The following is a 26284-nucleotide window of genomic DNA, read 5'->3' as shown; positions in this document are numbered from 1 at the left end:
GATCCGGTGCGGCCCTTGCCAGATCAGGGAGGGCATACCTTATGATGAACCGAACGAATGGTCGGTAGGGAGTGGGTGGAGATGACTGAAGCGGCCGGAAGGGACGCCGAGCACGACCTGGAGTCCCATTTCGAGACGACGATCTCGCGCGATCAGCGGATCGAACCGCGCGACTGGATGCCCGAGGGCTACCGCAGGACGCTGGTCCGGCAGATCGCCCAGCACGCGCACTCGGAGATCATCGGCATGCAGCCGGAAGGCGAGTGGATCACCAGGGCGCCCTCGTTGCGCCGCAAGGCGATCCTGTTCGCCAAGGTCCAGGACGAGGCCGGTCACGGCCTGTACCTGTACTCGGCCGCCGAGACCCTGGGCGTGGACCGGGCCGACCTCACCCAGCGCCTCCTCGAAGGCCGCCAGAAGTACTCGTCGATCTTCAACTACCCCACGCCCACCTTCGCGGACGTCGGGGTCATCGGCTGGTTCGTCGACGGCGCGGCCATCTGCAACCAGGTCCCCCTGTGCCGCAGCTCGTACGGGCCCTACGCCCGCGCGATGGTGCGGATCTGCAAGGAGGAGTCCTTCCACCAGCGGCAGGGCTACGAGCTGCTGATGACCATGATGCGCGGCACCGACGCCCAGCGGGAGATGGTGCAGGACGCGGTGGACCGCTGGTGGTGGCCGTCCCTGATGATGTTCGGTCCGCCCGACGACGCCTCGCCCAACTCCGCGCAGTCGATGGCCTGGAAGATCAAGCGGCACAGCAACGACGAACTGCGCCGGCGCTTCGTCGACATGACCGTGCCCCAGGCGGCCAGGCTCGGCGTGACCCTGCCCGATCCGGAACTGCGCTGGAACGAGGAGCGCGGCCGGCACGACTTCGGCACCCCCGACTTCTCCGAACTCAAGGAAGTCATCAGCGGCAACGGCCCGTGCAACGCGGAGCGGATGCAGCGCAGGCGCGACGCCCACGAGGAGGGCGCCTGGGTGCGTGCGGCCGCCGGCGCGCACGCCGCCAAGCAGGCCGCCCGGGCACGTAAGGAGACCGTCGCATGAGCGACTCGGAGAACTGGCCCCTGTACGAGGTGTTCATCCGCGGCAAGCGCGGCCTTAACCACGTCCACGTCGGCTCACTGCACGCCGCGGACGACGAGATGGCCCTCACCCACGCCCGCGATCTGTACACCCGGCGCAACGAAGGCGTCAGCATCTGGGCCGTGCGCTCGGACCACATCGCCGCCTCCACCCGGGACGAGAAGGACCCCTTCTTCGCCCCCAGCGCCGACAAGGTCTACCGGCACCCGACCTTCTACGACATCCCCGACGATGTCCCGCACATCTAGGAGCCGGTGATGAGCGACGACCACGTCTACCTTTCGCTGGCCGAGGGCCACGACGACGGCGACGCCCGCTGGGCGTTCGGCACCGGCTTCGAAGACCCGCTGCACGGCGTCGACACCGCCGTACCCGAGGGCGTCGACGGCGCCGCACTGGCCGCCCACTGCCTGGCGCTCGGCGACGACGCCCTGGTCCTGGCCCAGCGGCTCGCCGAATGGGTCACCCGCGCCCCCGAACTGGAGGAGGAGGTGGCGCTGGCCAACATCGGGCTCGACCTGCTCGGCCAGGCACGGCTCCTCTACGCGCGCTGCGGCCAGGTGGACGGCACCGGCCGCACGGAGGACGCCTACGCCTACTTCCGCGACGCCGACGACTTCCGCAACGCACGCCTGGCCGAACTCCCCAACGGGGACTTCGCCTTCTCCGTCCTGAGGCTGCTGGTGTTCGCCAGCTGGCGCCTCGCCCACTTCACCGAACTGGCCGCCGCGCCCGACCCGGTACTCGCGGCGATCGCGGCCAAGGGCGTGAAGGAGCTGACCTACCACCGGCAGTACGCCGCCGAATGGGTCGTACGCCTGGGCGACGGCACCGAAGAGTCCCACGCACGGATGCTGACGGCCCTGGAGTCACAGGCTCCGTACTGGGAAGAGCTGTTCGCCGCCGAGGACGTGCGCGAGGCGGTCCTCGCCGATCTCCAGCAGGTCCTCGACGCGGCCGGACTCCCCCTGCCGCACACCGCGGCCCTGCCCGGCCACGGCCGGCACGGCGCACACACCGAACACCTCGCCCCGCTCCTGGCCGAGCTGCAGAGCGTGGCCCGCGCCCACCCGGAGGCGACATGGTGACCGTCCTGTCCGACGTCCGGCGGGCCCGGCACCTCGCAGAACAGGTCCCCGACCCCGAACTTCCCATGCTCACCCTGGCCGACCTCGGGGTACTGCGGACCGTGACGATCGAGGCCGACGGCACGGTGGTCGCCGGTCTCACCCCCACCTACTCGGGCTGCCCCGCCATGGCCGAGATGCGGGCCGGGGTCGCGGCCCGTCTGCGGGACGCCGGCTTCGACCGCGTCGAGATCCGAACGGTCCTCGACCCGCCGTGGACGAGCGACTGGATCACCCCCGAAGGGCGCCGCAAGCTCGCCGAACACGGCATCGCTCCGCCCACGACGGCACCGCGGCACCCCGCGGGTCCCGTCCCGCTGAACCTGTCACCGACCCGGCGCACGGTCACCTGCCCGCGCTGCGGATCGGCCGACACCGAGGAGACCTCCCGCTTCGCGGCCACCTCCTGCAAGGCACTGTGGCGGTGCCTGGCCTGCCGCGAGCCGTTCGAGTACGTCAAGGAGATCTGATGGCAGAGCTGATGGCACCGACCGCCGGTGCCCCCGCGACGACAGTCCGCCGGCGCCGCCCAGCCTTCCATCCCCTGCGCGTCGCCGCCGTCCAGCGCCTGTGCGAGGACGCCGTGGCGGTCACCTTCGACATCCCCGAGGCCCTGGCGGAGGAGTTCGCCTTCGGCCCCGGGCAGTCGCTCACCCTGCGCCGCGAGATCGAGGGGCGCGACGAGCGCCGCTCCTACTCGATCTGCTCCCCGGTCGGCGCCCCGCCCCGCATCGGTGTCCGGGAGGTGCCCGGCGGGCTCTTCTCCTCCTGGCTGGTCCACGAGGTGCGGCCCGACGACATCGTGCAGGTGATGGCCCCGACCGGAGCCTTCACCCCCGACCTCACCGTGCCCGGCCACCATGTGCTGATCGCCGCGGGCTCGGGCATCACCCCCATGATGTCCATCGCCGAGTCCGTCCTGGCGGCCGACGACCGCTCCAGGGTCACGCTGTTCTACGGCAACCGGCGCACCGACACCGTGATGTTCGCCGACGAACTGGCCGACCTGAAGGACGAGTACCGCACCCGTTTCCACCTCGCCCACGTCCTGTCGCGCGAGCCCCGCGAAGCCGAACTCCTCTCCGGCCGCCTCGACGGCGACCGCCTCGCCGCCCTCGTCGCGGGGCTGGTCGACGTACCCTCCGCCGACCACTGGTGGCTGTGCGGACCGCACGGCATGGTGCTCGACGCCCAGCAGGTCCTGGCCGGGCTGGGCGTCCCCGGCGGGCGGATCCACCAGGAGCTCTTCTTCGCCGACGAGCCGATCGAACCCGTCCGGCACGAGGAGGCGGCGGCGACGGGCCCGGCCAGCGAGGTCACCGTCACCCTCGACGGCCGCTCCACCACCGCCCGGCTGCCGCGCGGCACCGCGATTCTCGACTCCGCCGCCCGCATCCGCCCGGACCTCCCCTTCGCCTGCAAGGGCGGCGTCTGCGGCACCTGCCGGGCACGGATCACGGACGGCGAAGCCGACATGCGCCGCAACTACGCCCTGGAACCGGCCGAGGTCGAGGCCGGCTATGTGCTGACCTGCCAGACGTACCCGGTCTCGGAGAAGCTGACGGTCGACTACGACAGCTGACCGGCAGCGGCCCAGGGCCGCCGGCTCCGAAATCCGTCGCGCCCCGTGCCGCCGGGTCGTTAGTCTCCGTCCGGGCGTGGCAGGGCAGGAGACGGCGGAGGGAGCGACGCATGGGGACGGGCCGTTCGGGCTTGCTGCTCGACCAGTTCGACCGCGCCAGGGAGTTGGCCCAGGTGCGGCTGACGGGGCTCGGTGACGAGGAGTACCTGTGGGAGCCGGTGCCCGGTTGCTGGTCGATCCGGCGCCGGGAGGAGGCGACGACACCAGGGGCGTACGGCCCCGGTGACTGGGTGCTCGACAAGGGCGCCCCCGACATCCCGGCCGGCGAGTACGCCGAGCTCGCCCGGCAGGTCGCCGCGGGCATGCCCGTCGCCAAGATCGCCGAGGACTGGAGCGTCGACGTCGGGCGGGTCGAGGAGATCCTCGGCCGCACCGGGCCGCCGGAGCCCGATCGGACCCCGGTCACCACCATCGCCTGGCGGCTCGGACATCTGCATTCGTGCTTCGCCGGCCGCTGGGAGTGGACCTTCGGCGACCGGCGGCTCCACCCGGAGCTGCTGGTCGACTTCACCCCGGACGCCGCCTCGGCACTCGACCGGTTCTGGGCGACGGTGGACCGCTGGCGTACGAGTGTCGCCGCCGTCACCGACGAGCAGCTCGACACGGTCGGCTTCTCGCAGTACCCGTCCGGCTCCGACCCCGACGATCCGTTCGTCGACGTGCTGTGGGAGACCAACCTCGAACTCGTCCACCACATGGCCGAGATCGCACTCCTGCGCGACCTGGGGCAGGCCCGGTTCGGCGGAGCGTAGGCCCGGGGCCACCGACACGAGGAGAGCAGGTCCCCGTGAGGGTCCGGCGCCGTCGTCGGTCAGTGCGTCGCGCCGGGAGGGCGCGACGACACCGGCGACGTGCGCCGCGGCGGCACGGACCGCGTGGCCTCCGCTGGGCCGCGACGCCCCCCGGGCATGCCGCAGCGGCCGGGATCGCGGGGGCTGCCCGGACCCCGGCCGCGCGCGGGACGCCGCGGGGTCAGTCACCGGCGGCGGCCTGCTTGATCAGGTCGGCGACCGCGTCCGGCCACGACACGTACACGGAGTGGCTGCCGGGAACCTCGACGACGGTCGACCCCGCCCGCTCCGACATCGCCCGCTGGGCCGGCGGCGGGATCATACGGTCGTCGGTGGCGACGAGGTACCAGCTCGGCTTCACCCGCCAGGCGGGTTCGGACACGGCGCCGTTGAGGGCGTCGAGGCCCCACGGGACCTGCGAGTCGGCCATGAACGCCGCCAGTTCGGCGGGCACGTCACCGGCGAAGGAGTCCGCGAACTTCTCGCGGTCCAGGAAGAGGAAGCCGTCCCTGGGCGGCAGGATCGGCGGCACGGGGGCGCCGGGCGGCGGGTCGGCGATGAGCGTGCTCACCGACTCGCCCTTGTCGGGCGCGAACGCGGCGATGTAGACGAGCGCCGCGACCTTCGGGTGACTGCCCGCCTCGGAGATCACGGCACCGCCGTAGGAGTGCCCCACCAGGACGACCGGGCCGTCCTGCGCGTCGAGGACCATCCGCGTCGCCGCGACGTCCCCCTCCAGCGACAGCGTCGGGTTCTGGACGATGCCGACGTCGTACCCGTCCCGCTTGAGGACGTCGTAGACCCCCTGCCAGCCGGATCCGTCCACGAAGCCTCCGTGGACGAGAACGACGTTCCGCGATTCCGCACTCATGGCTTCTCCCTCGGCGTGTCCGACCGTCGCGGCCACGCGAAGAAAGCTGGACGGCTGCCGCCAAGACCGATTCCGTCAATTGACGTAGTTCGCGGAGAGCACCGCGCGGCCTCTCTCCCCGTGCGGAGAGACGCCCAGGACACCGCTGTGCCGGTGCCCTTGCGGCTTCACGCGGATGTTGCCACGCTGGACGTCGAGGTTGTCTGCTCCAGCTCTCTGCGCGGCGTTCGCGAGATCGCCGGCCCGACCAGTCCCGGCCCGAACGTTCGTGCGCGCTGCTCTCCTCCCGGCGCTGACGCGCGTACCCCGCGCCCACACCACAGTGACCGGCCGGACAGCCGCCGCCTCACCTGGGGAGCACACCATGGACACGAACGAGGAGGCCGCCCGCGGCCTGACCGACATCCAGGACTTCCTCTACCAGCAGGCTCATCTGCGAGCGGCACGCCGACGGGTCGCGGACTTCACCGCGCAGGAGCCGGGACTGACGCAGGACCAGCGGACGGACATCGAACGCTGGTACCTCGCGGAACAGACCTATGTGGCCCGCATGGTGACGGAGCACATCGCCACGAGCATCGACGTGGTGGAACAGCGGCATCGCGCCCGCTTCGGACACTGGCTGCGCGGGACGCTGACCGCGATGATCCTGATCACCGTGGCGATGGCGCTGTGCGTCACCGCGGTACTGGTCGGCACGTCGTGAGCCGGGGCGCGTAGGGCCCGAAAGCGGGGCCATGGCATCCGCGGCGCTCCTGAGTGCGCTCGGCGGCCGGGAGGTGGCCCCCCTCCGTCGTCACTCACGGGGGCCACCACCCGTCGACGCCTACCGCTGCCGCGCGAGCCAGTCGGTGAACCTGACCTCGCCGAGGCTCGCGTCCGGGCCGGGCAGCAGCGTGTTCTCCCGCAGCTCGGCCCCCCAGTACCGCGCTTCCGGGTCCGTGACGACCTTGCGGGGGTCGTTCGCCGCGTCCAGCGCGATCCGGATGAACTCCTCCAGCTGGAACGCCTCGGGGCCGCCGACCTCCACCACGCCGTTGACCGGCGCGCCCACCGCGGCGCGGGCCACGGCCGCGGCCACGTCGTCGGAGACGAGGGGCTGGATCCTGGCGTCCGGCAGGCGCACGGTGTCGCCCTCGGTCATCCCGTCGGCCAGCCCCTTCGCGAACTCGAAGAACTGGGTCGCGTGGACGAGGGAGTACGGGATGCCGGACGCCTTGATCAGATCCTCCTGGGCCTTCTTGGCCCGGAAGTAGCCGCTCTCCTGGAGCCGGTCGGTGCCCACCACGGACAGCGCCACATGGTGCCGCACGCCGGCGTCCGCCTCGGCCTGGAGGAGGTTGGCCGTGGAGGTGCGGAAGAAGTCCAGGACGGCCCGGTCCTCGAACGAAGGGGAGTTGGACACGTCGACCAGTACCGAGGCGCCCTCGAGGACCTCGGCCAGCCCCTCCCCGGTGAGGGTGTTGACGCCGGTGCTGGGCGCGGCCGCGACCGCCTCGTGCCCGTCCTCGCCGAGCCTGCTGACGAGCTTCGAACCGATGAGTCCGGTACCGCCGATCACGACGACCTTCATGACGGAGTTCCTCTCGGAGTGTTTCTGGTGTCTGCACCAGAAGAGACCGGGCAGGTCCTCCGCCTGTGACAGCCCGTCCGGGAAGTCGAGGAAAATCATCCGTTGTCGCCCGGGCGTGCGGCCTGTTGGACGAGGGGGCTCAGCCGTCCAGCGACGACACGTAGGGGGCCAGCTTGGCCGGGTTCATCACCCACATGAGGCGTTCGATGCCGCGTTCCGACACATCGGCCGACAGCAGCGCCACCGGGTTCTGGCCGGCCGAGATCAGGACCGCCGGCCTGCCGTTGGCCTCGACCCAGCGGACGTCCGTCCCGGGCCAGAAACGCGGTGCGAAGGCGACGAGGTACCGGGAGACATGCGGGAGCCCGACGACCGGAATCCTGGACGCTCCGCGCATTCCGCCGCCGTCGGCGTAGCTGACCACGTCCTCGGTGAGCACCTCTTCGAGCACCGAGAGGCGGCCGTTCTGCGCGGCGGCGAGAAACACCTCCAGGAATCGCCGGTGCTTGGCGGAGTCCACCGGCTCCCGGCGCTCCGCCGCCAGACGCCTGCGGGCTCGGCTCACCAGCTGGCGGGCGTTGGCCTCGCTGGTCTCCACGACGTCCGCGATCCGCCCGTAGGTGTAGTCGAACGCTTCCCGCAGCACGTAGGCGGCCCGCTCCACGGGGTTCAGCTTCTCCAGGACGAGGAGAACCGCCAGGTCGAGTGCCTCCGCGCGTTCCGCGCCCAGCTGTGGGTCCGCGCTCGTGTCGACGGGCTCGGGAAGCCAGGGGCCGACGTACGACTCCCGGCGTACCTTGGCGGACTGGGTGAAGTTGATCGCCAGCCGGGTGGTGACCGTGGCCAGGAACGCGGCCGGCTCACGGATGTCGGCACGGTCGGTGTTCTGCCACCGCAGCCACGCCTCCTGGACGATGTCCTCCGCCTCCACGGCGCTGCCGACCACGCGATACGCGATACCGAAGAGCTGGGGACGCGCCGCGAGGAATTCCTCCGTCGCCTGGTCGAGGGAGCCCGAGCCCCCGTTCTCACCGCCGCGCATCGATGTCCTCCAGAGTTGGATCATCATGCTACAAGCTGGCACCGCGCAGAACGGCACAGAGGGGCATGATCCGGTCCCTCCGTGTCACAGATCCACGTCTCCTCGGGCATCCATGGCGAAGGCCGGTACCGAGGGACGACGACTCCACGGAGGTGCCCCACCATGTCGGACAGGAACGCAGCGGACGGGCCCGGCGGGCAGCCCCGTCCGGAAGGGTGGAAGACGGCGGTGACGGTGTTGCAGGACGCCGCACCGATCGCCGTCCCCGAGGGCGCCTCGGCGATGACCATCTACGTCGAGTGGGAGCCCGGAGACCCGGGAACCCCGCCGCACCGCCACTCGGGACCCGCGTTCGGGTACGTCATCGAGGGAGCGGTCCGCTTCGAGCTGGAGGGCGAGCCCGAGCGGGTGGTCGAGGCCGGCGGGACGTTCTGGGAGCCGGGTGGTGACGTGATCCACTACCAGGACGGCAACGCCCTGACGGATGCGCGGACCCGGTTCGTCGTGACCATGATGTGTGGGCCGGGCAAGCCGATGCTGGAGCTGGTCGACGAGGGCGAACTGGCCGAGCGGGCCCATCTGCGCGCCCCACGCCCCACGGCGGGCTGACGGAACGCGGCGCGGCCGTGCCGTCTCCTTCGCAGGGAGCGGACGGCACGGCCGTGCGGTGGGCGTCGGTCATCCGAACTGGCCGGGCTGGTAGTCCCCGGCGGGCTGCTGGTTGATGACGTTGATCCGGTTGTACGCGTTGATGACGGCGACCAGGGAGATCAGGGCGACGAGCTGTTCCTCGTCGAAGTGCTTGGCGGCGTTGGCCCACACCTCGTCGGAGACGCCCCCGGCCGCGTCGGCGGTTCGGGTGCCCTGTTCCGCCACCTCCAGCGCGGCGCGCTCCGCCTCGGTGAACACCTTCGCCTCACGCCACGCCGCGACCAGGTGGAGGCGCTGCGCGGTCTCCCCGGCCACCGCGGCGTCCTTGGTGTGCATGTCGGTGCAGAAACCGCAGCCGTTGATCTGGCTGGCGCGGATCTTCACCAGCTCCTGGATCGTGGCCGGCAGCGTCGAGTCCGAGACGGCCTTGCCGGCCGAGTTGATGTGCCGCAGCACCTTCCCGGCGAGCGGGTGGCCGAAGTAGTCGAGTCGCGATTCCACGGTGATCTCCTTGCTGTGCGGCGGTTGCACATGATTGACCGGAGTGGACCGCGATGTGTGACAGGAAGCCGGGTGTGACATGGGTCTCGCCCGATTGGCTCGGGGAGCGGGATTGGTCAAGACCAGGGCGGATTCCGGTAAAGGCGAGGACATGGGTCGGTCTTGGCGGCCTGATGCCTGACGCGTGATGGCCGTGTGGTCATGTGGTGTTCATGTGGGAGCAGTTGGGCTGGGTCAGGGTGCGGTCGTTGTCAGCTCAGCTGTTCGTCGGGAGGGCGTCATGACCACACAGGCAGACTCAACAGAGGGCAGATCGGCGGAAGGTCCGGAGGGGTTCAGTCGTCGTCACGCGCTGGGCCTGCTGGGGACCGCGGGGGCGGGCGCGGCCACCGGGCTGCTCGGCGCGGGTACGGCGCAGGCCGCACCGTACGCCGCTCCGGCCTTCCACCTCACCGCGGACTCCTCCGGCGCGCCCCCCGTCCAGGGCCTGCACCTGACCTTCGGGGCCGACCCGCGCACCCAGATGACGGTGTCGTGGATCACGGATCGGCCGGTGACCAAGCCCGTCGTGCGCTACGGCACCCTGGAACACGGCTTCGGCTCCAGCAAGAAGGCCGAAACCGTCACCTACGTCGACGGCACCTCGGACCGCACCGTCTACGTCCACCACGCACTGCTGAAGGGGCTAGCCCCGGACACGGACTACCTCTACCTCGCCACGCACGAGGGAGCGACCCCCGACAGCGGTACGTTCCGCACGGCTCCGCGGGGACGCCGGCCGGTCACCTTCACCAGCTTCGGCGACCAGTCCGCCCCGCAGGTGACCTGGTCGGCCGACGGCACCGTCGCCCTGGACGCCAACTCCACGCCCGCGACGAAGGACATCGTCACCGGTATCGAGCAGGTCGCCCCGCTGTTCCACCTCCTCAACGGCGACCTCTGCTACGCCAACCTGGACGTCGACCGGGTGCGGACCTGGAACAACTTCTTCACCAACAACACCCGTTCGGCGCGCTTCCGCCCCTGGATGCCGGCGGCCGGCAACCACGAGATCGAGAAGGCCAACGGCCCGATCGGCCTCGGCGCCTACCAGACCTACTTCTCCCTCCCGTCCACCGAGACGGACGCCGAACTCGCGGGCCTTTGGTACGCGTTCACGGCCGGCTCGGTGCGGGTGATCGTGCTGCAGAACGACGACAACTGCCTGCAGGACGGCGGTGACGTCTACATCAGCGGCTACTCCGGTGGCCGCCAGCTCGCCTTCCTGGAAAGGGAGCTGAAGGCGGCGCGCTCCTCGCAGGACATCGACTGGGTGGTCGTGGCCATGCACCAGGTCATGATCAGCTCGTCGGACGCGAACGGCGCGGACCTGGGGCTGCGCGAGAAGTACGGCCCGCTGTTCGACCGGTACGACGTCGACCTGGTGCTCTGCGGCCACGAGCACAACTACGAGCGTTCGCTGGCCGTGCGCGGTGTGGTGACCGGCAGCGAGACCCTCACCCCCAACCCGGTCTCCCGGGCCACCGACGACATCGACGCCGGCCTCGGCACCGTGCACATGATCCTCGGCGGCGGAGGCGTCTCGGGAACCACCAACCAGAGCTTCTTCAAGGACGGCACGGCCAAGGTGATCACCGCCGTGTCGGCGTCCCCCGGCTCCAACGGCAAGCGCACCTCCACCTATGTCAAGGAGCAGGCGGTGTGGACGGGCGTCCGGGACACCGAACACCCCTACGGCTTCGCCGCGTTCACCGTCGACCCCGGCCGGCACCCCGGTGACACCACCCGGATGCACGTCACGTACTACAACGTGAACAAGCCGCACGGCGAACTGTCCGTCTTCGAGAACTTCACCCTGCACCGCAAGCGCTCCGACGGCCACGGCCGCTGACCCGGGCTCGGCGGGCCGGGCGGCATCCGCCCGGCCCGCTCAGGGCTTCCACGCCGCTGGTCCGCACTGGCCGAAAACCGACGAACTCCCGTCAGATCGGCAGGGATTGTACCGAAGCGTGCACTGGAAATACTTGGTTAAGCAAGTATATGCTCGCCTGCGGGGCGGTCGGGGGACGGAGCCGCATGCCGACTTGGGAACTGCCGCGCCATAGCGCATGATCGGTGTCCCGGTTCAACAACATGACAAGCTTGTGGAAGGAAGTGCCGTGGCACCGGTGCTGGTCGGACTCGAAGGTCTGCTGGCGGGGGAGCGCATCCCGGTCCTGGACACCCGCGTCACCTTCGGACGCAACTCGGAGAACACCGTCGTCATCTCCAGCCTCAGCGTCTCCCGCTTCCACGCGGAGATCGTCTTCGACGAGGACAAGGGTTACGTGCTGCGTGACCTGGAGAGCAGCAACGGCACCCTGGTCAACGGCGAGGAAGTGGAGTCCCGGCTGCTGCAGCCCGGTGACGAGATATCCCTCGGCGACCAGGAGTTCCGCTTCGAGGTCGCGGACGCCATGGAGACGCTGATGGCGCTCTCCCTGCCGCGATCCGTGACGCACGGCACGCAGGAGAGCGAACGCGGACCCGTCCTGCGGGTCACCGTGGCCGGCGGCGGTCCGGTCGGCCTGTCGTTCGCCCTGCTCCTCGAGCACTTCCTCGGCCCCCAGGTACAGATCACCGTCTACGACGGCAGGTGGCGCAAGCAGGGCCGTAACATCGTCTGGAAGAGCCCGGAGGAAGGCAACGTACGGCGTCTGCAGGTGGTGACCGTACAGAGCCGCCAGTACCTCGCCTGGCCGGAGGAGGTCCGCGAGCGCCTCTTCGACCCGGAGCACTTCACCGAGATGTGGCCCTCCGGCCCGGACTCGGTCGGCGACAACCACCCGCGCAACATGCGCATCGCCTATATCGAGGACCGGCTGCTGGAGCTGGCGAACGAGAAGCGGGACCGGATCCGGCTCATACCCTCCCGGTTCGACGCGGAGGAACAGCAGGAGGCGCTCGCCACCCAGCACGTGCTCGCGATCTGCGACGGCGGCCGCTCGCGCACCCGGGACCGCTTCGCCGCCCGCTTCGGCAAGGCCGACGAGTCGATCTACTCCCTCGACGGGCGCCACCTCCAGGACGTCGTCCTCGGCCTGCGGGTGAAGTCCGGCCTGACCGACCCCATGGCGGTGCTGCTGACCGTCGCCCAGAACCGCTTCCTGCTGAACTCGCTGCGCGGCGAGGGCTTCCTCAACATGCGGCTGACCGACGCCGAGGCCGCGGAGGTCATCGGCCTGGACCCGGTCCGCCGGGTCTTCGAGGAGTGCATCGCCTCCCGGCCGTGCCTGATGGACCGCGACGAGTACGGCGACTTCCAGTGCGCGACCCACGGCACGCTGTTCCTGCCCGCCCTGGTCAAGGGCTCACCGCTGTGGCGCCGGGTGCGCGAGGGGCTGCTGCTGTTCGGGGTCGAGTCCGACGACCTGTCGGCGGTCACCAGCTTCCGCCTCGACATGGTGCAACGCCCGCGATTCTCGGCCGAGTTGCTGCCGCCCACCGCCAACTCCCCGGGCACCTACGGCTTCCTCCTGGGTGACGCCGCCAACGCCATCCACTTCTGGCCGGGCCGTGGCCTCAACAGCGGTCTGGCGTCGGCGATCTCGCTGGCCCGGTCCCTCAACGGGGCGTGGAACGGGCGGCCGTTCCGGGACGCGGACTTCCTGCGGCACGAGGCGGCCATGTCGATGCTCCAGTACCGGCACAAGAGCCGGGCCTGGAAGGCGATGGTCACCACCGACGACCAGGGCGTCACCTGGGCCATCAAGGACATCATCGGCCACGGTATCGACGGGATCCCCGAGGAGCCCGACCGTGAGGCGGACACCAAGACGCTGCTGGAGCGCATGCAGGCCATCCGCGCGCGTCTGGCCCTCCGGCTGGAGGGCATGCCGGACGACGAGGCGATCCTGGAGCGCCTGCGCACCCTGCAGCCCGCCACGCTGCGCATGCTGGTCCTCAGCGGGGCCTGGGACACGCTGACGATGGGCGGCGAAGAGGTCGACATCGACATCTTCTACGGCGAGGACTCGTCCGCGGCCGCCGCGGCGGTCGGCGCACTGGAGCCGGCCGCCAAGCCGTAGGACGGACTCCGTTCGGCGCGCGCCGCCGAACGGACGGCCCGTTCGCCCGACACCCCGCCACCGACCGCGGTGGCGGGGTGCGGGGGCGGTCAGGTGTGGGGGCGGTGGCCCTTCTCCTGGTGCGGGTAACTCTGGTCGGCCTGCGGGAGCGTGGGTTTGGGGAGGGTGGCGACCTCCTCCTTCGCCTTCTCCAGCTGCGCGGCCGTGTTGCGGGGGAGCCGGGGCGGGCGCGGTCGGCGCTCGCGGAACCGGAAGGCGGAGGTGAGGTCGCCGAAGGTCTCACGGCGCCAGTCGCTGACGTTCGACTCCTCGACACCGGTGAACCGTTCGAGGAACTGCAGGGCGGAGGTGTGGTCGAAGGCCTCGGTGGCGACCCAGCCGCCCACCGTCCAGGGGGAGACGATGATGGCCGGGACCCGGAAGCCGCCGCCGATCGGCAGGCCCTGGATGAACTCGTCCTTGGTGCCCGCGGGCGGGGTCGGCGGGACCACGTGGTCGAACAGGCCGTCGTTCTCGTCGTAGTTGAGGATGAACGCTGTCTTGCGCCACACCTTCGGGTTCGAGGCGATGGCCTCGATCTTGGAGGCCACGTAGTCGGCGCCGGCGGCCGGGAGGTAGTCCGGGTGCTCCGACTGGTAGCTGGTGGGGCAGATCCACGACACCGTCGGGAGCCGGTCGTTGCGGGCGTCGTCCTCGAAGGTGCCGTGCGGCTGCGGGCGTACGCCCCGCTCGTACAGGTCGGAGCCGGGCTGCGCGCTCTTGAACGTCGCGAACTGCTCCAGCATGTTCGTGCCGTAGTCGTCCTCCTCCTGGTACACCTTCCAGCTGACGCCGGCCGCCTGGAGGCGCTCGGCGTAGGTGGTCCAGCGGTACGGAGTGGGCGCGACGTTGCTGATGATCGGGCCGCCCTGGGTGCCGCCCGGGTCGATGCTCCCGGTCATCCACATCAGCCGGTTCGGCCAGGTCGGGCCGAAGACCGAGCAGAAGTAGTTGTCGCAGATGGTGAAGGTCTCCGCCAGGGCGAACTGGAAGGGGATGTCCTCGCGGGTGTAGTAGCCCATCACATAGGGGCCGTTGACGCCGTCGGCCTTGCGGTGGGCCGGCAGCCACTGGTCCATCTTCCCGTTGTTCCAGGCCTGGTGCTGCACGGACCAGGCGTGGCTGGTGGACGGGATGGCCTGCGCGCTCGACGTGTGCGTGTCGAGGTGGAAGGGCAGCAGGTAGCCCCTGGGGTTGACGGCGTCGGGCTGGTAGAAGACGGACCGCCCGTTGTCCAGCCTCAGCGCGTGCGGGTCGGCGAAGCCGCGGACGCCGGAGAGGGTGCCGAAGTAGTGGTCGAAGGACCGGTTCTCCTGCATCAGCATGACGACGTGTTCGATGTCGCGCAGCGAGCTGTTCCTCGGCGGTCCGGCGGCGACGGCCTGCTGGACGCTGGGCGGCAGCAGGGAGAGGGCCGCGGCGCCGCCGAGCGCGCCGGCGGCGGAGCCCAGGAGTCTGCGACGGGTCAACTCGGCCATGGATGCTCCTTTCTCAAGTTCTCGGGGGCGAGAACCTTTGCGGGAGTGACGGCAGGCCCGGCCGTGAGGACGGGCCTGCCGTTCACTGTGGGCCCCGCGAGGTGGGGTGCATCAGGGGTGGCTGATGAACTCCGGGCCAACGCATCGGAAGGAGTTGGTCAGGCGTTTGCCTCCCACACCCCCTCGTCGCACGGGCGTCGCCGAGTACTGAAGAACGTCGGCCGCTACCTGGGTTCTGTCACTGGCCCGGCGCGAGGATGTAGGTGTTGAGGGTGCCCACGGTCGTGAGCGGGGTGGGCGATCCGGTGTCGTAACGGTCCACGGCGAGGTAGTTGGGCTTCTTGCGGGCGGCGGGGGTGCAGAAGTTCTGGGCGCGGTTGAGGAGTTTGCCGTTGTCGGTGGCGGCGGTGGAGCTGATCGGGTAGTCCCGGAACTGGTTCATGACGAACAGCGGGTGGAAGGCCGCCGAGTCGGTGGTGAGGGGTCTGTCGGTGCCCCAGCGGCTGTAGCAGGACCAGTCGGAGTCGCCTATGCCGCCGCCCATGGACCAGTAGTTCTCCACGGTCCATTCGCGCTGGTACATCACGCCGAAGGTGTCACGGGTGGCCCAGCCGTTGGCGCTGTCGCTCGCCCGGGTCCGGTCGCTGAAGATCAGCAGCTGCTTGCCGCGGGCGGCGAGATCGGCCATCGTGGGCCAGCCCTTGGCGGCCACACCCTCCTGGTCCGGCCGGTACAGCACGTCGGAGAGGCCGTTGACCGAGGCCAGGGAGGACTTCAGCACGTCCGAGGAGGCGTAGTCCTCCAGGAAGACCGTGGCGAACTGGCCGGGGTTGGCCTTGAGGAAGTCGACCATCCGCTGGAGATCGGTGGCGAGCGGGACGGGGTTGCTCACGCCGTCGCAGCTGTTGTGGCAGAGCACGGCCTGGCCGGAGACCGTGTAGTCGTCGAGCATGAAACCGCGGACACCGTCGGACAGCTGCCGGCTGATCCCGTAGTTCTGGTTGGGGAACAGATTGACCGGGAACGAGGCGAAGTTCCCGTCGGAGCCGTTGGCGAAGGCGTTGTGCGCGGTCAGGAAGGTGACCTGGTCCAGGGCGCGGGTGTCGGCGGAGGGCATCGCCGTGGTCGCGTAGGAGACCGGGGTGAGGTACCAGCGCGCGAGGTCGCCCGCCGAGCCGAGCTGTACGGCGCCGGAGGCCGAGCCGGTGAGGTACTGCGAGGTGCCGGGGACGGCGACGGTGTAGGTGCCGTCGGCGTCGGCCGTGATGCTCCAGGTGGTGCCGTCCGCGCCGCAGGCGGCGGTCACCGCGGCGGTGCCGCTGCGTCCCAGGCAGGTGCCGGACTCGTCGGTGTTCCGCAGCTGGTGGCCGCCGCCGACCGCGACGGCCGTCCACTGCTGGTGGTCTTCGTTGCCCTTGGGGTTGTGGGCCGCCACGGTGCCACCGCTGTCGGCCGCGTTGAGGCCGGTGACGAGGTTCTGCAGATAGACCGAGGAGACGGGGACGGCCGCCGAGGCGGTGCCCGGCAGCAGGGCGGGCGCCGACACGGCGAGGACGGCGGAACAGCACAGGACGCGCAGGGGGCGCAGTCGCACGGGATTTCCCTTCACTCTGACACGAGGTACCAACGCTGTCAGAGGCATGAGATATCCGGTGGGACGTGCGCTGCGCCAGTGTTCCTGAAGGAATTCCTTCTCCCGCCACGAGAATTGACGACACGTCAGTCGTTCGAGGTTCAGTGGACCGGCCGAGTTCCGGCAGGCGAACGCCTCCCTCCCGGATGTCTGCCGTGGCCCGGCAGCTTCCGGGAGGGACGAATGGACTGCGGGTCCTCGCGCTCACACGGACGCAGGAAAGCCGAACCGCTTGACAAGTCCCGGATCCCCGAACGCGTTGATTCTCGCGATGCCCGCCGAGGTCACGGTGAGCAGGAGGACGCCGTAGGCCTGACCACGGTGGTAGGCGACCACCGCGGGCTGGCCGTTCGCGCCGGTCGGCAGCAACCGCCAGGTGCCCGGCGAGCCCAGGACCTGCCGCACGAGATAGGGCAGGCAGGTGGCGCGGCCGGAGAACCAGGTGCGCCAAGGCGTCGCCTCGACGCTGGCGTCGACACGCAGCACCTGTTCGAGCGCCGCGCCGTCGGCCTCCTCGACCGCCGCGATGTAGTGGGCGAGGACGGCGCTCAGCTCGCCGGGCTCGACCGTTTGCTCGACGTCGGGAGGCACCTGTGCCAGCCGCGCACGCGCGCGCTGCAGCGTGCTCTTGACCGCTGCCGTGCTGCTGCCCATCACCTGCGCGACGTCCGACGCCGGCCACGCCAGGACGTCGCGCAGGAGGAACACCGCCCGCTGGCGGCCCGGCAACTCCTGGAGCGTGGCGATCAGCGCGATCCGCAGGCTGTCGCGCGCCGTGACGATCGCTGCCGGGTCGAGCATCGAGTCGGGAACGGGCTGAACCCACTGCGAGTCCGCGGGCATCGGCGGCGTCATGGGGTCGTCGGAAGGGCCGCCGAGTCCCGACGGCAGGAAACGCCTACTGCGGTGCGACAACGCGGACAGGCATGCGTTGGTGGCGATCCGGTGGAGCCAGGTGCGCACCGACGACCTGCCCTGGAACGCCTCGTACGAACGCCACGCACGCAGGTAGGTCTCCTGGACCACGTCCTCGGCGTCGTCCACCGATCCGAGCATGCGATAGCAGTGCGCCAGCAGCTCACGTCGGTAGGGTTCCGTGTCCGTCGCGAAATCTCCCATTCCGATCGACACTACGGGGCGTAGGTGAGCGTGACGACTCCTGTCGCGCTCGGCGTCGCGGCCACGAACCGCAGCGAGCCCGGCAGCGCGCTCTCGAAGAGCCGCTCTCCCTCGCCGACGAGAACGGGGTGTACGCCGAGGTTCAGCTCGTCGATCAGGTTGTGCTGGAGCAGAGTTCGCATCAACGTGGAGCTGCCGTACATGACGATGTCGCCGCCGGGCTCCTGCTTGAGCTTGGCGACCGTCTGCGCGGCTTCGCCGGTGAGGGCGGTGGCGTTCCAGGGCAACGGGCCGCGCGGCGTCCTCGTCACCACGAGCTTGGGAATCCTGTTCATCGCCTCCGCGTACGGCCCGGTGTTGCGCGACCAGGCCTTCTCGATGATCTCAAAGGTCGCCCGCCCCAGCAGGAAGGTGTCGCTCGCCAGGAGAGCGTCGGTGGCCCGCCGGCGCGAGGCGTCGTCGAAGTAGTCCAGTGCCCAGCCGCCGCGTTTGATCTCGCTGAAGCCGCCCGGATCCTGGACCACGCCGTCAAGCGTGACGAATGCCCCCGCGATGAGCTTGCGCATGGTGTTCTCCGTCCTCGGGGCCGGACGTTCCGGCCCTCCCATAGGAAGACTCGGGTCAGCTCCCAGAGGAATCGGTTCCCGGAGCGCGGCTTCATGGCCGCTGACGGGTCGCGTGGTGCCGTGCGGCTCGGCGTGCGGCGAGTGGCTGGAGCCCTGGGTCGCCGCACACCGTCAGGAACTGCTCGACCAGATCTCCTGAGGATCTCCGCCGACGGCTTCGGATACAGGTGTGGAGCGGTCGCCGCGAGTCCGGAACCGGCGCGTCTCAGCGGATCGCGGAGCCGGTGATCGTCTCGGCGAGAGGGTCGCCCGCCAGGAACGCGGCCAGCTCCGTCCGGTCGGGCGCCGTGGCCGGGCCCCGCCGGGTCACCGCGTACGCCGCCGCCGCGTTGGCGCCGCGCGCGGCCGTCAGTGGGTCGAGCCCCTGGCCCAACAGGGCGAGGAACGCACCGACGTGGGCGTCGCCCGCGCCGTTGCTGTCGACCGCCGTGACCGGGAACCCCGGTACGTGCACGGGCGGCCGACCGGGGGCGGCAAGCCAGCAGCCGTCCTTGTCGGCCCGTACGAGCACACCGGCCCCGGTCGCCAGCCGTTGCCGGAGAGCCGCCGCCGCGGTGCGGGGATCCTCGTGCCCGGTCATGATGCGTGCCTCGCGGGCGTTGGCGCTGAGCCAGTCGGCCCGGGCGAGGACGGGGGAGAGGAGGCGCTCGGGGATGTCGGCGACCAGGGGCCCCGGGTCGAGGCAGAGGGTGATCCCGGCGGGCAGCGCGGCGGCGAGGCCGGCCAACAGCGGGCCGTTGCCCGGCAGGGCCAGCCCGTATCCGGAGAGCTGGAGAAGGTCACCGGGCCGCAGGTGGGCCGCGACGGCGGCCGCGTCGGCCGGGGCCAGGGTCGCTTCGGCCCCGAAACTGGTCACGAAGGTGCGCTCGCCGCCGGAGTCGACCAGGGCCACCGTGAAGCCGGTGTCGCGGTCCGTGCGGGCCGGCAGCAGGGTTCCGACGTCCTCGGCGGCCAGCGCCGCGCGGACGAGGTCACCGTGCGGTCCGGTGCCGTGCAGACCGGCGTAGACGGCCTCCGTGCCCAGGCGGCGGGCCGCCACCAGCATGTTGAAGCCGCCGCCGGCGGTCGTCTCGGTCCGGGTGCCGATGACGTCGCCGCCGCGTTCCGGCAGCGCGGGCACCTCGATCACCAGATCGGCGATGACGTTCCCGGCGAGGACCACTCGCCCGGTCATCGTCCGGCTCCCTGGAGGCGCGCGGAGGCGGGTTCGCCGCCGTCGGCCGGTGCGGGGTCCCGTCGGCCGAAGAGCGCGTACACCGCGGCGGCGACGGCCATGGACACGGCCCAGCCGAGGCCGTTGACGCCGAACCAGGTGTCGCAGAGCGGGCCCGCGAACCAGACGTCGGTCGCGCTGGTGGACGCCTTGGTGAAGAGCAGACCGGCCACGATGGCCAGGGCCCAGCCGGACACGGCCGGCACTCGCAGGCCGCCCGTGTACCAGTACGCGCTGGAGCGGGTGGTGTCCATCAGGGCCTGCGGGTCGTAGGTGCGGCCGCGCAGCGAGTCCACCGCGACCACCCCGATCCAGGCGGAGATGGGCACGGCCAGCAGCGTCAGGAAGGTCGAGAACGGGCCGTAGAAGTCGTCGGCGATCAGCATGAAGTAGATGCCGCCGGCGAACATGACCACGACGTCGATGGCGACGGCGTAGGCGCGCGGCACCCGCAGGCCGAGGGTGATCATCGTGAGCCCCGCGGAGTACGTGGAGAGGTGGTTCGACATCAGCAGTCCGCCGAAGGCCGCGACGAGGTAGGGGATCGCCATCCAGGACGGCAGCATGGCGTTGATCGCCGCGACCGGGTCGGAGGCGGTGGCCAGCGTCGGGTCGCCCGCGGAGAGCAGTGAGCCGAGCGAGATCAGCAGCACCAGCGGGATGCCCGCGCCGAACGCCGAGGCCACCACGAGCCGTCGGCCCGGGATCGCGCGGGGCAGGTAACGGGCGTAGTCCGCACCGGCGTTGGCCCAGCCGATGCCCGTGCCGGAGGCGATGAACCCCACACCGGCGACCACCGCGCTGGCCGGCCCCGCCGGGGCGTCGAGGACCTTGCTCCAGTCGACGGTCGAGATCAGGAAGCCCATCACGACGAGGTTGAGGACGCCGAAGATGACCGTGGCCCACTTGTTGATCCACATGATGGTGGCATGGCCGAGGCCGCTGATCAGCAGCGTGCAGGCGATGAACACCAGCAGGCAGACGAGGGTGAGCGCGGTGTTCCGCCGGATGCCGAACGCCGTGTCGAGCAGGGCCAGCAGCGCGTAGGCCGCGGTGGTCGTGGAGATGGTCTCCCAGCCGACCCGGCTCAGCCAGGTGATCAGGGTCGGACCCGCGTTGCCCCGCTGTCCGAAGACCGCGCGGGACAGGGTGAGAGCCGGGGCGCCGCCCTTCTTGCCCGCCAGGCTCAGGGCGCCCACCAGGGCGAAGGAACCGAACGATCCGAGGACGGCGACGAGTACCGACTGCCAGATGTCCAGACCGCGGAAGGCCACCAGGGTGGCACCGAGCGGCAGTCCGAGGATGCTGATGTTGGCGGCGAACCAGGTCCAGAACATCTGGCCGGCGTGGCCGTGCCGTTCACTGTCGGGGACCGGTTCGATCCCACGGGTCTCGATGGCACCGACGCGATCGTTCGTCTTCGAAACGGCCATGACGGAACCTCCTTGCAGGGTGCGGTGCGGAAGGGCGGGTGGTGTCGCGGTCCAGGGCGGCGCACACGACGCGCTCCCCTGGTGAGGGACGGACGGATCAGCGGAAGGTGAGCAGACGGGCCGTCAGGGACTCCAGCTCCAGGGAGTTGACGGTGCGAAGGGTGCGTACGGCGTCGGCGGGCAGCGCGCGGAGGCCGGCGACCGAGCCGGCCACGGCCCCGGCGATCGCGCCGATGGTGTCGCTGTCGCCGCCGAGGTTGGCGGCGAGCAGCGCGGTCCGCCATGGATCGCCGTCCGCCAGGGCGAGCACCGCGAAGGCGGCGGGCACCGACTCCTGGCTCGCCACGCTGGTCCCGACGAGCGCGACCACCCGGTCCAGGGCCTCCGCCTCCGGGAGGTCCCGCACCAGCTGCCACGCCCACTCGATCCGGGCGGCGATGTCCGCCCCGGCGATCCAGTGGCCGCGCCCGGCACCGGCGCGGGCGGCGGTCACCGCGGCGCGGACGGCCTCGTCGAGCGAGCCGCCGCCCACTCCGGTGCTGACGGCGGCGGCCACCGCCGCCGCGCCCGCGATGCCGATCGTCGTGTCATGGGTGACCTGGCACGACTCCACCACCCGGTCGACGAACGGGTCGAGCGGGTCGGCGGAAAAGGCGATCCCCACCGGGGTGACGCGCATCGCCGCGCCGTTCGTCGTGCCGTTGCGGCCCGCCTCCTGGGGGGAGACGCCACGGGCCACCGCGTCCAGCGCGGCCTTCGTGGACGGACCGAGGAGATCGAAGGACCCCTTGGCCTTCATCTCCTTCTCCCAGTCGAGCAGTTCATGGGCCAGGCGCAGCGGATCGATCCGCCCGTGGCCTTCGTCGATGAGCCGGGCGACGATGACGGCCTGTTCGGTGTCGTCGGTGACGGACCCGGCGGGCATGCCCGCGCTCACCGGATTGTCGGGCCGGGCGGCCTCGAAGCCGGTGACGGTGCCGTAGACCCGGACGACGTCCTCCCGGGACATCACCTGGGTGGGCATGCCCAGGGCGTCACCGAGGGCGAGTCCGTAGAAGGCGCCCAGGGCGCGGTCGAGTCGGTCGGTCACGAGCGGCCTCCATGGCCCGAGCGGACGTGCAGTTCGAAGTGGGCGGGATCGAGCAGGCTGCTGACCTGCTCGACCACCGAGCCGTCGGCGGCCCGGTACACCTGGTCCAGGCGGAGGAAGGACTCACCGGGGGAGCGGTGCAGCGCGCCCGCCTCGTCCGCCGCCAGCCCGCGCACCGAGACGACTCCCTCACCGGAGTCGGTGATCCGGCCCGCCGCGATCAGGGCCCGGCTGAGCGAACCGCCGTCGAGACCGCGCTCGGGCAGCCCGGCCAGGCTCCCGGTGGCCGGCACCCGGCTGCGCTCCAGCGAGACGCCCGGCCCGTCGGGCAGCCGTCTGACCCGGTCCAGCGCGATGAACGCCTGCGAGGTGAGCCCCAGCCGGGCGGCCAGCTCCGGATCGGTCACCTCCTCGAAGCGGAGGATCTCGGTGGTGAGTTCCGTGCCCTGCTCGGCCAGCGACCGGGTCCAGCCGAGGCGGTTGTCGATCGGCGTCCCGTCGAAGGTGACGAACGAGCCGATCCCCGCGTGGGTGGCGATGAGGCCCTCCTCGCCGAGAACCTGAAGAGCCTGCCGAAGGGTGGTCCGGCTGACGCCGAACCGCTCGGTCAGCGCGTGCTCCCCGGGGAGCCGGCTGCCGTCGGCGTGGACCCCGGCTCGGATCTCGTCGGCGAGGACGCGGGCGATGCGATGGTGCTTATGAACCTGTCCAGGCATGTCTAGACAGTAGGTGAACAAGTGTCGGTGGTCCAGACCCCTCGGACGATTTCTCTCCGACTCTGAAGTTGACTCTGTCAAAACTAGCGGGCTATGTTCGATGTGTGCCCAGGGGTGAACGCTCTCCGCGGCACATGGCCATCCCTGACCTCTGACAGGGGATCTTGCTCGTTTGCCAAGTGATCTTGACGACCAGTAGGTTTCTGCCACTTGATCTTGACCGGTGGGTCTCGTCTGGTGGGAGGAGACCGTGGCTGGTGCCGCGCTGGCGTACGGCGATGCCGTCCTGTCGGCCTTTGAGCTGGGGTTTGTCGAGTCCGGGCAGCGCCGCCGGTTGCCGTTGGGTCAGGGCTGGAACCGTCGGTTCGAGGCGGCCGATCCGGTCCGGGGTTCCGCTGGGCCAAGGGCGGGGAGAGTTTCGCCGGTCTGTACTACTCGGTCACGGTGGGTGCCCACGTGGGCTACGAGAGGTGGCTGGAGCGGGATCGGCTGATGCTGGGAGGTCCACCGCGACCCCTACGACATCTCCCAGATCTGGGTACGCGACCACCGCGCCGACGGGCGCCGATGGATCCAGGCGACCTGGAAGCAGCTGCACCGGGCGCCGGTGCCGTTCGGCGATCTGACCTTGGGACCACGTCAGTCACCAGATGCCCGGCGCCACCGAGGCGGAGATCGCCGACGCGGTCGCCTCCTTGCTCACCCGGGCCCACGCCGGTCCGGCGGGGCGAACCGAAGCCCAAGGCGACCAGGCGCGACCGCCGGGTCGCCGCCCGGACCAAGGCAGCCGGGCCGTCGACCCCGCTGCCCGCTCAGAGCGCTGACGAGCCCGCCCCCGCCCCGCACCCGAGCCGGAGGCCGGGGAGAAGCTCGCCGACGTGATCCCGCTCGGCCTGTTCGACCCGCTCGAAGATCCCTGGAGACGACGATGACGCTGCTGGACACCGATGAGGCCGGGCAGCACCTGACCACGAAGGACGGCTGGCGCCGGTTCGTGGCCGGCGGCCCGAAGCCGCCCCACATACCGGCGCCGTCGGCGAAGTCGTACGCCAAGCTGCCCAGGAAAACCCGCTTGAAGCTGGACGACCTGCGCATCGACCATCACGCCCGCCTGATGGTCGTGGCCACCTCCACGGTCCGCCACACCGTCACCACGGTCCGCCGCCTGGTCATGTTGAACCGGCACGCGATCAGCGCCCGCCGGGGCCTTATCGTCTCCGGCCCGGCCGGCACCGGGAAGACCATCACGCTCACCCAGCTCGGCCTGGCGCACGAGCTCAACGACCGCCATGTCCACCCCGACGCCCACGGCCGCATCCCGGTCCTCTACATCACCGTCCCGCCCGCGGCGACCGCCCGGATGATCGCCGCGGAGTTCGCGCGCTTCCTGGGCCTGCCGGTGCACCGCCGGCTCAACACCACCGACATCATCGAGGCCGCCATCGGCATCTGCACCACCGCCCGCACCGCCCTCGTGATCGTCGACGAAGTCCACAACATCTCCCTGACCACCCGCCAGGGCGCCGAGGTCTCCGACACCCTGAAGTACTTCTCCGAGCGCATCCCCGCCACGTTCATCTACGCCGGCATCGACATCGAGCACAGCTCGATCCTCTCGGGCACCCGTGGCGCGCAGATCGCCAGACGCTTCACCCTCATCCCCACCCATCCCTTCCCCTACAACGACGAGTGGAAGGGCCTGGTCAAGACGATGGAAGACACCCTGCTGCTGCACCACCACAAGCCGGGCACCCTCGCCGGACTGGACCGCTACCTCCACGACCGCACCGGCGGCATGATCGGCGCCCTCTCCCACCAGATCCGCGGAGCCGCGATCGACGCCATCCTCACCGGCACCGAGAAGATCACCCAAGCCGGACTGGAAGCCATCCCCCTGGACGTCACCGCCAGCACCCAGGCTCCCCAGCCCAGAAGAGCCACCCGGTGAACCCACCGGCGCACGGACTGGACCGTCCGGTCGTGGCACTGCCGATCCAGGTCTTCCCTCGCCCTTGCGAAGGTGCCGAGACCTTCATCGCACGCCTCGCGCAGGCGAATTACCTCAAGCCCTTCTACCTGCGCGCCTACCTCTGCGACCCTCCCATGACGGCCGGCGCCCTCAGCTGGTCCCGCCTCGCTGCCGCGACCGGACGAGACCCCGTCGAACACTCCAGGACGTCCTCGAACGCACGCCACCGCCGCCGCCCGACCTCCTGCTCTGCGAGTACTGCGGCCGCCCGCCCCGACCGAACGTCGAGGCCGGCCCGGCTCCCTGGTGGTGCTCGGCCCGATGCCGACGCAGAGACGACCTCCTGAAGAGCGCACCCTCCAGCAACGGCATCCTCCTGGACCAGAAGCAGGTCCTGCCCTGCCCCGGCTGCGGAGCCCAGTTCATCCGGCCCGCGGTCAGCCCTCGCAGCGCTTGTTCACCCCGTTGCCACGGCAGGAACGTTCGTGCGCAACAAGCTGAGCTGGCTCTCTACGAGAACCCGGACGCCATCGAAGACGACGGCACGTAACCAGGTGAGCCGACCGGGTCTGCCCCTACGATTCAGCATCTGCATGGCGAGCTGTCGTCCAGTGCTCCTCGAACTCGCTCCGGCTGATCTCTTCTCTCGAGAGCACAGGGTCGAAGAGGTCCACGATCGGTGGGTCGAACGGCCAATCGTCAGGGCCGCTGCGCACGGCGGTTCCGTCCTCGGCCAGCTCGACTTGGCGAATCCGACGCCCGTCGGACCCTACCTCCATCAGATAGACGACCGGTTCATCGCCCTCCTCGTCCCAGCGACGCCGCAGGAATACTACGTTCCTCTCTGCAAGCGCACCGAAGCCTTCACACTCACGCTGGGCGTCACGCTGGGCGCGCAGATCATCCAGTCCAGGAGGCATTCGAGGACCGTCGATGTCGACTTCCTCCAAGCCCTCATCCCGAGACCGGGCCACAGCGTCCGGGTCGGTGACCACCTCAACCCAGGCGAACGTTTCGAGAACCTCCCGCTTGGAACGCGCTCGGACCCACCACCATGAACCGCCCATCCCGTAGTCGTGCAGAACGAGGAAGGGGCGCTTGGGCGCGTCAGCGTTGTCGGTCATGAAGGCTGAGCCTAGCCAGCCCCGCTGCGGAGCTGTTGGCCTGGTCAAACTCACATGGCAAACGGTCAAGATCGCCTGGCAGAGGTCAATACCAGCCTGAAACGCCTCTTCTCTGCCCGAGGGTGCGCAGTACGGCGTCGGCGGGATGCGGATTCCACGCACCCCACTTCGCAAGGCGAGTGGGCCAGTTCTCTTCGGGAAGCACCATGCACTGTTACGACTGCGCCCAGGACGGGCGTGACGACACCATCGGGATCGGCGCCTGCACCCGTTGCGGGCTCTTCACCTGTGCCGATCACTCGCGGATCCTGCGGACGACCGTCCAGCGGCCGATCGGCGTGATCCCCATGACGAGCGTCCGTCCCGCCCGGCGTCTCGTCTGCGGCTCCTGCCGTACGGCGGAAGCCTCCTAGGGCCGTTCGCCCAGAACTGACTGTGTCAACTCTGGGTTGTATCGTGGGCCGGGCCGGCACCGTGGGCGCGTGGC

At 70.4% G+C, this 26284-nt stretch carries 25 protein-coding genes; 12 read left to right on the top strand and 13 right to left on the bottom strand.

The features are described 5' to 3' along the window. The first annotated feature begins 81 nt into the window (after positions 1–81). The 6 genes from paaA (at position 82) to ABZ642_RS06325 (ending at position 4613) form a co-directional block, all read left to right on the top strand. Positions 82–1053: a 1,2-phenylacetyl-CoA epoxidase subunit PaaA gene (gene paaA, locus ABZ642_RS06350; RefSeq protein WP_360478005.1), complete on the top strand. Its 972-nt coding sequence runs from the start codon at positions 82–84 to the stop codon at positions 1051–1053. Next, positions 1050–1340, top strand: coding sequence for a 1,2-phenylacetyl-CoA epoxidase subunit PaaB (gene paaB / locus ABZ642_RS06345; RefSeq protein WP_360478002.1), 291 nt, complete (start codon positions 1050–1052; stop codon positions 1338–1340). The genes paaA and paaB overlap by 4 nt, the downstream gene beginning before the upstream one ends. 9 nt (positions 1341–1349) lie before the next feature. After that, positions 1350–2180, top strand: coding sequence for a 1,2-phenylacetyl-CoA epoxidase subunit PaaC (gene paaC / locus ABZ642_RS06340; protein WP_360477999.1), 831 nt, complete (start codon positions 1350–1352; stop codon positions 2178–2180). Continuing rightward, complete coding sequence (gene paaD, locus ABZ642_RS06335) at positions 2174–2689, top strand: 1,2-phenylacetyl-CoA epoxidase subunit PaaD (protein ID WP_360477996.1); 516 nt, start codon at positions 2174–2176, stop codon at positions 2687–2689. The genes paaC and paaD overlap by 7 nt, the downstream gene beginning before the upstream one ends. 11 nt (positions 2690–2700) lie before the next feature. After that, positions 2701–3801 carry a 1,2-phenylacetyl-CoA epoxidase subunit PaaE gene (gene paaE / locus ABZ642_RS06330; RefSeq protein WP_360478887.1) on the top strand — a complete coding sequence of 367 codons (1101 nt, stop codon included), beginning with the start codon at positions 2701–2703 and terminating at the stop codon, positions 3799–3801. Between the two features lie 110 nt (positions 3802–3911). After that, positions 3912–4613 carry a DinB family protein gene (locus ABZ642_RS06325; RefSeq protein WP_360477993.1) on the top strand — a complete coding sequence of 234 codons (702 nt, stop codon included), beginning with the start codon at positions 3912–3914 and terminating at the stop codon, positions 4611–4613. A 220-nt stretch (positions 4614–4833) separates the two neighbouring features. On the opposite strand, the gene ABZ642_RS06320 is transcribed toward ABZ642_RS06325, so the two are convergent. Beyond that, positions 4834–5523, bottom strand: a complete 690-nt coding sequence (locus ABZ642_RS06320) for an alpha/beta hydrolase (protein ID WP_360477990.1) — start codon at positions 5521–5523, stop codon at positions 4834–4836. Between the two features lie 364 nt (positions 5524–5887). Here ABZ642_RS06320 and ABZ642_RS06315 point away from each other — a divergent pair, with 364 nt between their 5' ends. Next, entirely contained in the window at positions 5888–6229 is a 342-nt protein-coding gene (locus ABZ642_RS06315; RefSeq protein WP_360477987.1) for a hypothetical protein, read from the top strand. Between the two features lie 120 nt (positions 6230–6349). On the opposite strand, the gene ABZ642_RS06310 is transcribed toward ABZ642_RS06315, so the two are convergent. Further along, complete coding sequence (locus tag ABZ642_RS06310; RefSeq protein WP_360477984.1) at positions 6350–7096, bottom strand: SDR family oxidoreductase; 747 nt, start codon at positions 7094–7096, stop codon at positions 6350–6352. Between the two features lie 139 nt (positions 7097–7235). Then, the gene (locus ABZ642_RS06305; RefSeq protein ID WP_360477981.1) at positions 7236–8138 is read right to left on the bottom strand and encodes an RNA polymerase sigma-70 factor; all 903 of its coding nucleotides are present in this window, start codon (positions 8136–8138) and stop codon (positions 7236–7238) included. 162 nt (positions 8139–8300) lie between these two features. On the opposite strand from ABZ642_RS06305, the gene ABZ642_RS06300 reads away from it, so the two are divergent. Continuing rightward, positions 8301–8747: a cupin domain-containing protein gene (locus ABZ642_RS06300; RefSeq protein ID WP_360477978.1), complete on the top strand. Its 447-nt coding sequence runs from the start codon at positions 8301–8303 to the stop codon at positions 8745–8747. Positions 8748–8816: 69 nt separating this feature from the next. On the opposite strand, the gene ABZ642_RS06295 is transcribed toward ABZ642_RS06300, so the two are convergent. Next, positions 8817–9290: a carboxymuconolactone decarboxylase family protein gene (locus ABZ642_RS06295; RefSeq protein ID WP_360477975.1), complete on the bottom strand. Its 474-nt coding sequence runs from the start codon at positions 9288–9290 to the stop codon at positions 8817–8819. A 280-nt stretch (positions 9291–9570) separates the two neighbouring features. On the opposite strand from ABZ642_RS06295, the gene ABZ642_RS06290 reads away from it, so the two are divergent. After that, positions 9571–11181 carry a metallophosphoesterase family protein gene (locus ABZ642_RS06290; RefSeq protein ID WP_360477972.1) on the top strand — a complete coding sequence of 537 codons (1611 nt, stop codon included), beginning with the start codon at positions 9571–9573 and terminating at the stop codon, positions 11179–11181. A 268-nt stretch (positions 11182–11449) separates the two neighbouring features. After that, positions 11450–13357: an FHA domain-containing protein gene (locus tag ABZ642_RS06285; protein ID WP_360477969.1), complete on the top strand. Its 1908-nt coding sequence runs from the start codon at positions 11450–11452 to the stop codon at positions 13355–13357. Positions 13358–13446: 89 nt separating this feature from the next. Here ABZ642_RS06285 and ABZ642_RS06280 read toward each other — a convergent pair whose 3' ends face one another. The 8 genes from ABZ642_RS06280 to ABZ642_RS06245 form a co-directional block, all read right to left on the bottom strand. Further along, positions 13447–14874, bottom strand: coding sequence for an alkaline phosphatase family protein (locus ABZ642_RS06280; RefSeq protein ID WP_360477966.1), 1428 nt, complete (start codon positions 14872–14874; stop codon positions 13447–13449). A gap of 238 nt (positions 14875–15112) precedes the next feature. Further along, positions 15113–16468: an RICIN domain-containing protein gene (locus ABZ642_RS06275; RefSeq protein WP_360477963.1), complete on the bottom strand. Its 1356-nt coding sequence runs from the start codon at positions 16466–16468 to the stop codon at positions 15113–15115. A gap of 243 nt (positions 16469–16711) precedes the next feature. Beyond that, positions 16712–17626: an RNA polymerase subunit sigma-70 gene (locus ABZ642_RS06270; RefSeq protein ID WP_360477960.1), complete on the bottom strand. Its 915-nt coding sequence runs from the start codon at positions 17624–17626 to the stop codon at positions 16712–16714. A gap of 11 nt (positions 17627–17637) precedes the next feature. Beyond that, a complete protein-coding gene (locus ABZ642_RS06265; protein ID WP_360477957.1) occupies positions 17638–18192 on the bottom strand; it encodes a dihydrofolate reductase family protein in 555 nt (184 codons plus the stop codon). Between the two features lie 265 nt (positions 18193–18457). Next, positions 18458–19426, bottom strand: coding sequence for a PfkB family carbohydrate kinase (locus ABZ642_RS06260; RefSeq protein ID WP_360477954.1), 969 nt, complete (start codon positions 19424–19426; stop codon positions 18458–18460). Next, a complete protein-coding gene (locus tag ABZ642_RS06255; RefSeq protein WP_360477950.1) occupies positions 19423–20898 on the bottom strand; it encodes a cytosine permease in 1476 nt (491 codons plus the stop codon). Before ABZ642_RS06255 ends, ABZ642_RS06260 begins: the two co-directional genes overlap by 4 nt. A 97-nt stretch (positions 20899–20995) precedes the next feature. After that, a complete protein-coding gene (locus ABZ642_RS06250) occupies positions 20996–21988 on the bottom strand; it encodes an ADP-ribosylglycohydrolase family protein (RefSeq protein ID WP_360477947.1) in 993 nt (330 codons plus the stop codon). Beyond that, on the bottom strand, positions 21985–22704 hold the full coding sequence (locus ABZ642_RS06245; RefSeq protein ID WP_360477944.1) for a GntR family transcriptional regulator: 720 nt from the start codon (positions 22702–22704) through the stop codon (positions 21985–21987). The genes ABZ642_RS06250 and ABZ642_RS06245 overlap by 4 nt, the downstream gene beginning before the upstream one ends. 928 nt (positions 22705–23632) lie before the next feature. On the opposite strand from ABZ642_RS06245, the gene ABZ642_RS06240 reads away from it, so the two are divergent. Beyond that, on the top strand, positions 23633–24652 hold the full coding sequence (locus ABZ642_RS06240) for an ATP-binding protein (RefSeq protein ID WP_360477941.1): 1020 nt from the start codon (positions 23633–23635) through the stop codon (positions 24650–24652). A gap of 596 nt (positions 24653–25248) precedes the next feature. On the opposite strand, the gene ABZ642_RS06235 is transcribed toward ABZ642_RS06240, so the two are convergent. Next, positions 25249–25797: a hypothetical protein gene (locus ABZ642_RS06235; protein ID WP_360477938.1), complete on the bottom strand. Its 549-nt coding sequence runs from the start codon at positions 25795–25797 to the stop codon at positions 25249–25251. 206 nt (positions 25798–26003) lie between these two features. On the opposite strand from ABZ642_RS06235, the gene ABZ642_RS06230 reads away from it, so the two are divergent. After that, entirely contained in the window at positions 26004–26210 is a 207-nt protein-coding gene (locus ABZ642_RS06230; protein ID WP_360477935.1) for a DUF2180 family protein, read from the top strand. The last annotated feature ends 74 nt before the right edge of the window (positions 26211–26284 follow it).

The organism is Streptomyces sp. NPDC007157 (assembly GCF_040634235.1).
Lineage (GTDB): Bacteria > Actinomycetota > Actinomycetes > Streptomycetales > Streptomycetaceae > Streptomyces.
Note: the sequence above shows the minus strand (reverse complement) of the source record. Positions and strands in the feature narration are given on the sequence as shown.

Coding starts and splice junctions, on each gene's coding strand:
- paaA (WP_360478005.1), top strand. CDS start 82: ATGACTGAAGCGGCCGGAAGGGACGCCGAGCACGACCTGGAGTCCCAT.
- paaB (WP_360478002.1), top strand. CDS start 1,050: ATGAGCGACTCGGAGAACTGGCCCCTGTACGAGGTGTTCATCCGCGGC.
- paaC (WP_360477999.1), top strand. CDS start 1,350: ATGAGCGACGACCACGTCTACCTTTCGCTGGCCGAGGGCCACGACGAC.
- paaD (WP_360477996.1), top strand. CDS start 2,174: ATGGTGACCGTCCTGTCCGACGTCCGGCGGGCCCGGCACCTCGCAGAA.
- paaE (WP_360478887.1), top strand. CDS start 2,701: ATGGCACCGACCGCCGGTGCCCCCGCGACGACAGTCCGCCGGCGCCGC.
- ABZ642_RS06325 (WP_360477993.1), top strand. CDS start 3,912: ATGGGGACGGGCCGTTCGGGCTTGCTGCTCGACCAGTTCGACCGCGCC.
- ABZ642_RS06320 (WP_360477990.1), bottom strand. CDS start 5,523: ATGAGTGCGGAATCGCGGAACGTCGTTCTCGTCCACGGAGGCTTCGTG.
- ABZ642_RS06315 (WP_360477987.1), top strand. CDS start 5,888: ATGGACACGAACGAGGAGGCCGCCCGCGGCCTGACCGACATCCAGGAC.
- ABZ642_RS06310 (WP_360477984.1), bottom strand. CDS start 7,096: ATGAAGGTCGTCGTGATCGGCGGTACCGGACTCATCGGTTCGAAGCTC.
- ABZ642_RS06305 (WP_360477981.1), bottom strand. CDS start 8,138: ATGCGCGGCGGTGAGAACGGGGGCTCGGGCTCCCTCGACCAGGCGACG.
- ABZ642_RS06300 (WP_360477978.1), top strand. CDS start 8,301: ATGTCGGACAGGAACGCAGCGGACGGGCCCGGCGGGCAGCCCCGTCCG.
- ABZ642_RS06290 (WP_360477972.1), top strand. CDS start 9,571: ATGACCACACAGGCAGACTCAACAGAGGGCAGATCGGCGGAAGGTCCG.
- ABZ642_RS06280 (WP_360477966.1), bottom strand. CDS start 14,874: ATGGCCGAGTTGACCCGTCGCAGACTCCTGGGCTCCGCCGCCGGCGCG.
- ABZ642_RS06270 (WP_360477960.1), bottom strand. CDS start 17,626: ATGGGAGATTTCGCGACGGACACGGAACCCTACCGACGTGAGCTGCTG.
- ABZ642_RS06265 (WP_360477957.1), bottom strand. CDS start 18,192: ATGCGCAAGCTCATCGCGGGGGCATTCGTCACGCTTGACGGCGTGGTC.
- ABZ642_RS06260 (WP_360477954.1), bottom strand. CDS start 19,426: ATGACCGGGCGAGTGGTCCTCGCCGGGAACGTCATCGCCGATCTGGTG.
- ABZ642_RS06255 (WP_360477950.1), bottom strand. CDS start 20,898: ATGGCCGTTTCGAAGACGAACGATCGCGTCGGTGCCATCGAGACCCGT.
- ABZ642_RS06245 (WP_360477944.1), bottom strand. CDS start 22,704: ATGCCTGGACAGGTTCATAAGCACCATCGCATCGCCCGCGTCCTCGCC.
- ABZ642_RS06240 (WP_360477941.1), top strand. CDS start 23,633: ATGACGCTGCTGGACACCGATGAGGCCGGGCAGCACCTGACCACGAAG.
- ABZ642_RS06235 (WP_360477938.1), bottom strand. CDS start 25,797: ATGACCGACAACGCTGACGCGCCCAAGCGCCCCTTCCTCGTTCTGCAC.
- ABZ642_RS06230 (WP_360477935.1), top strand. CDS start 26,004: ATGCACTGTTACGACTGCGCCCAGGACGGGCGTGACGACACCATCGGG.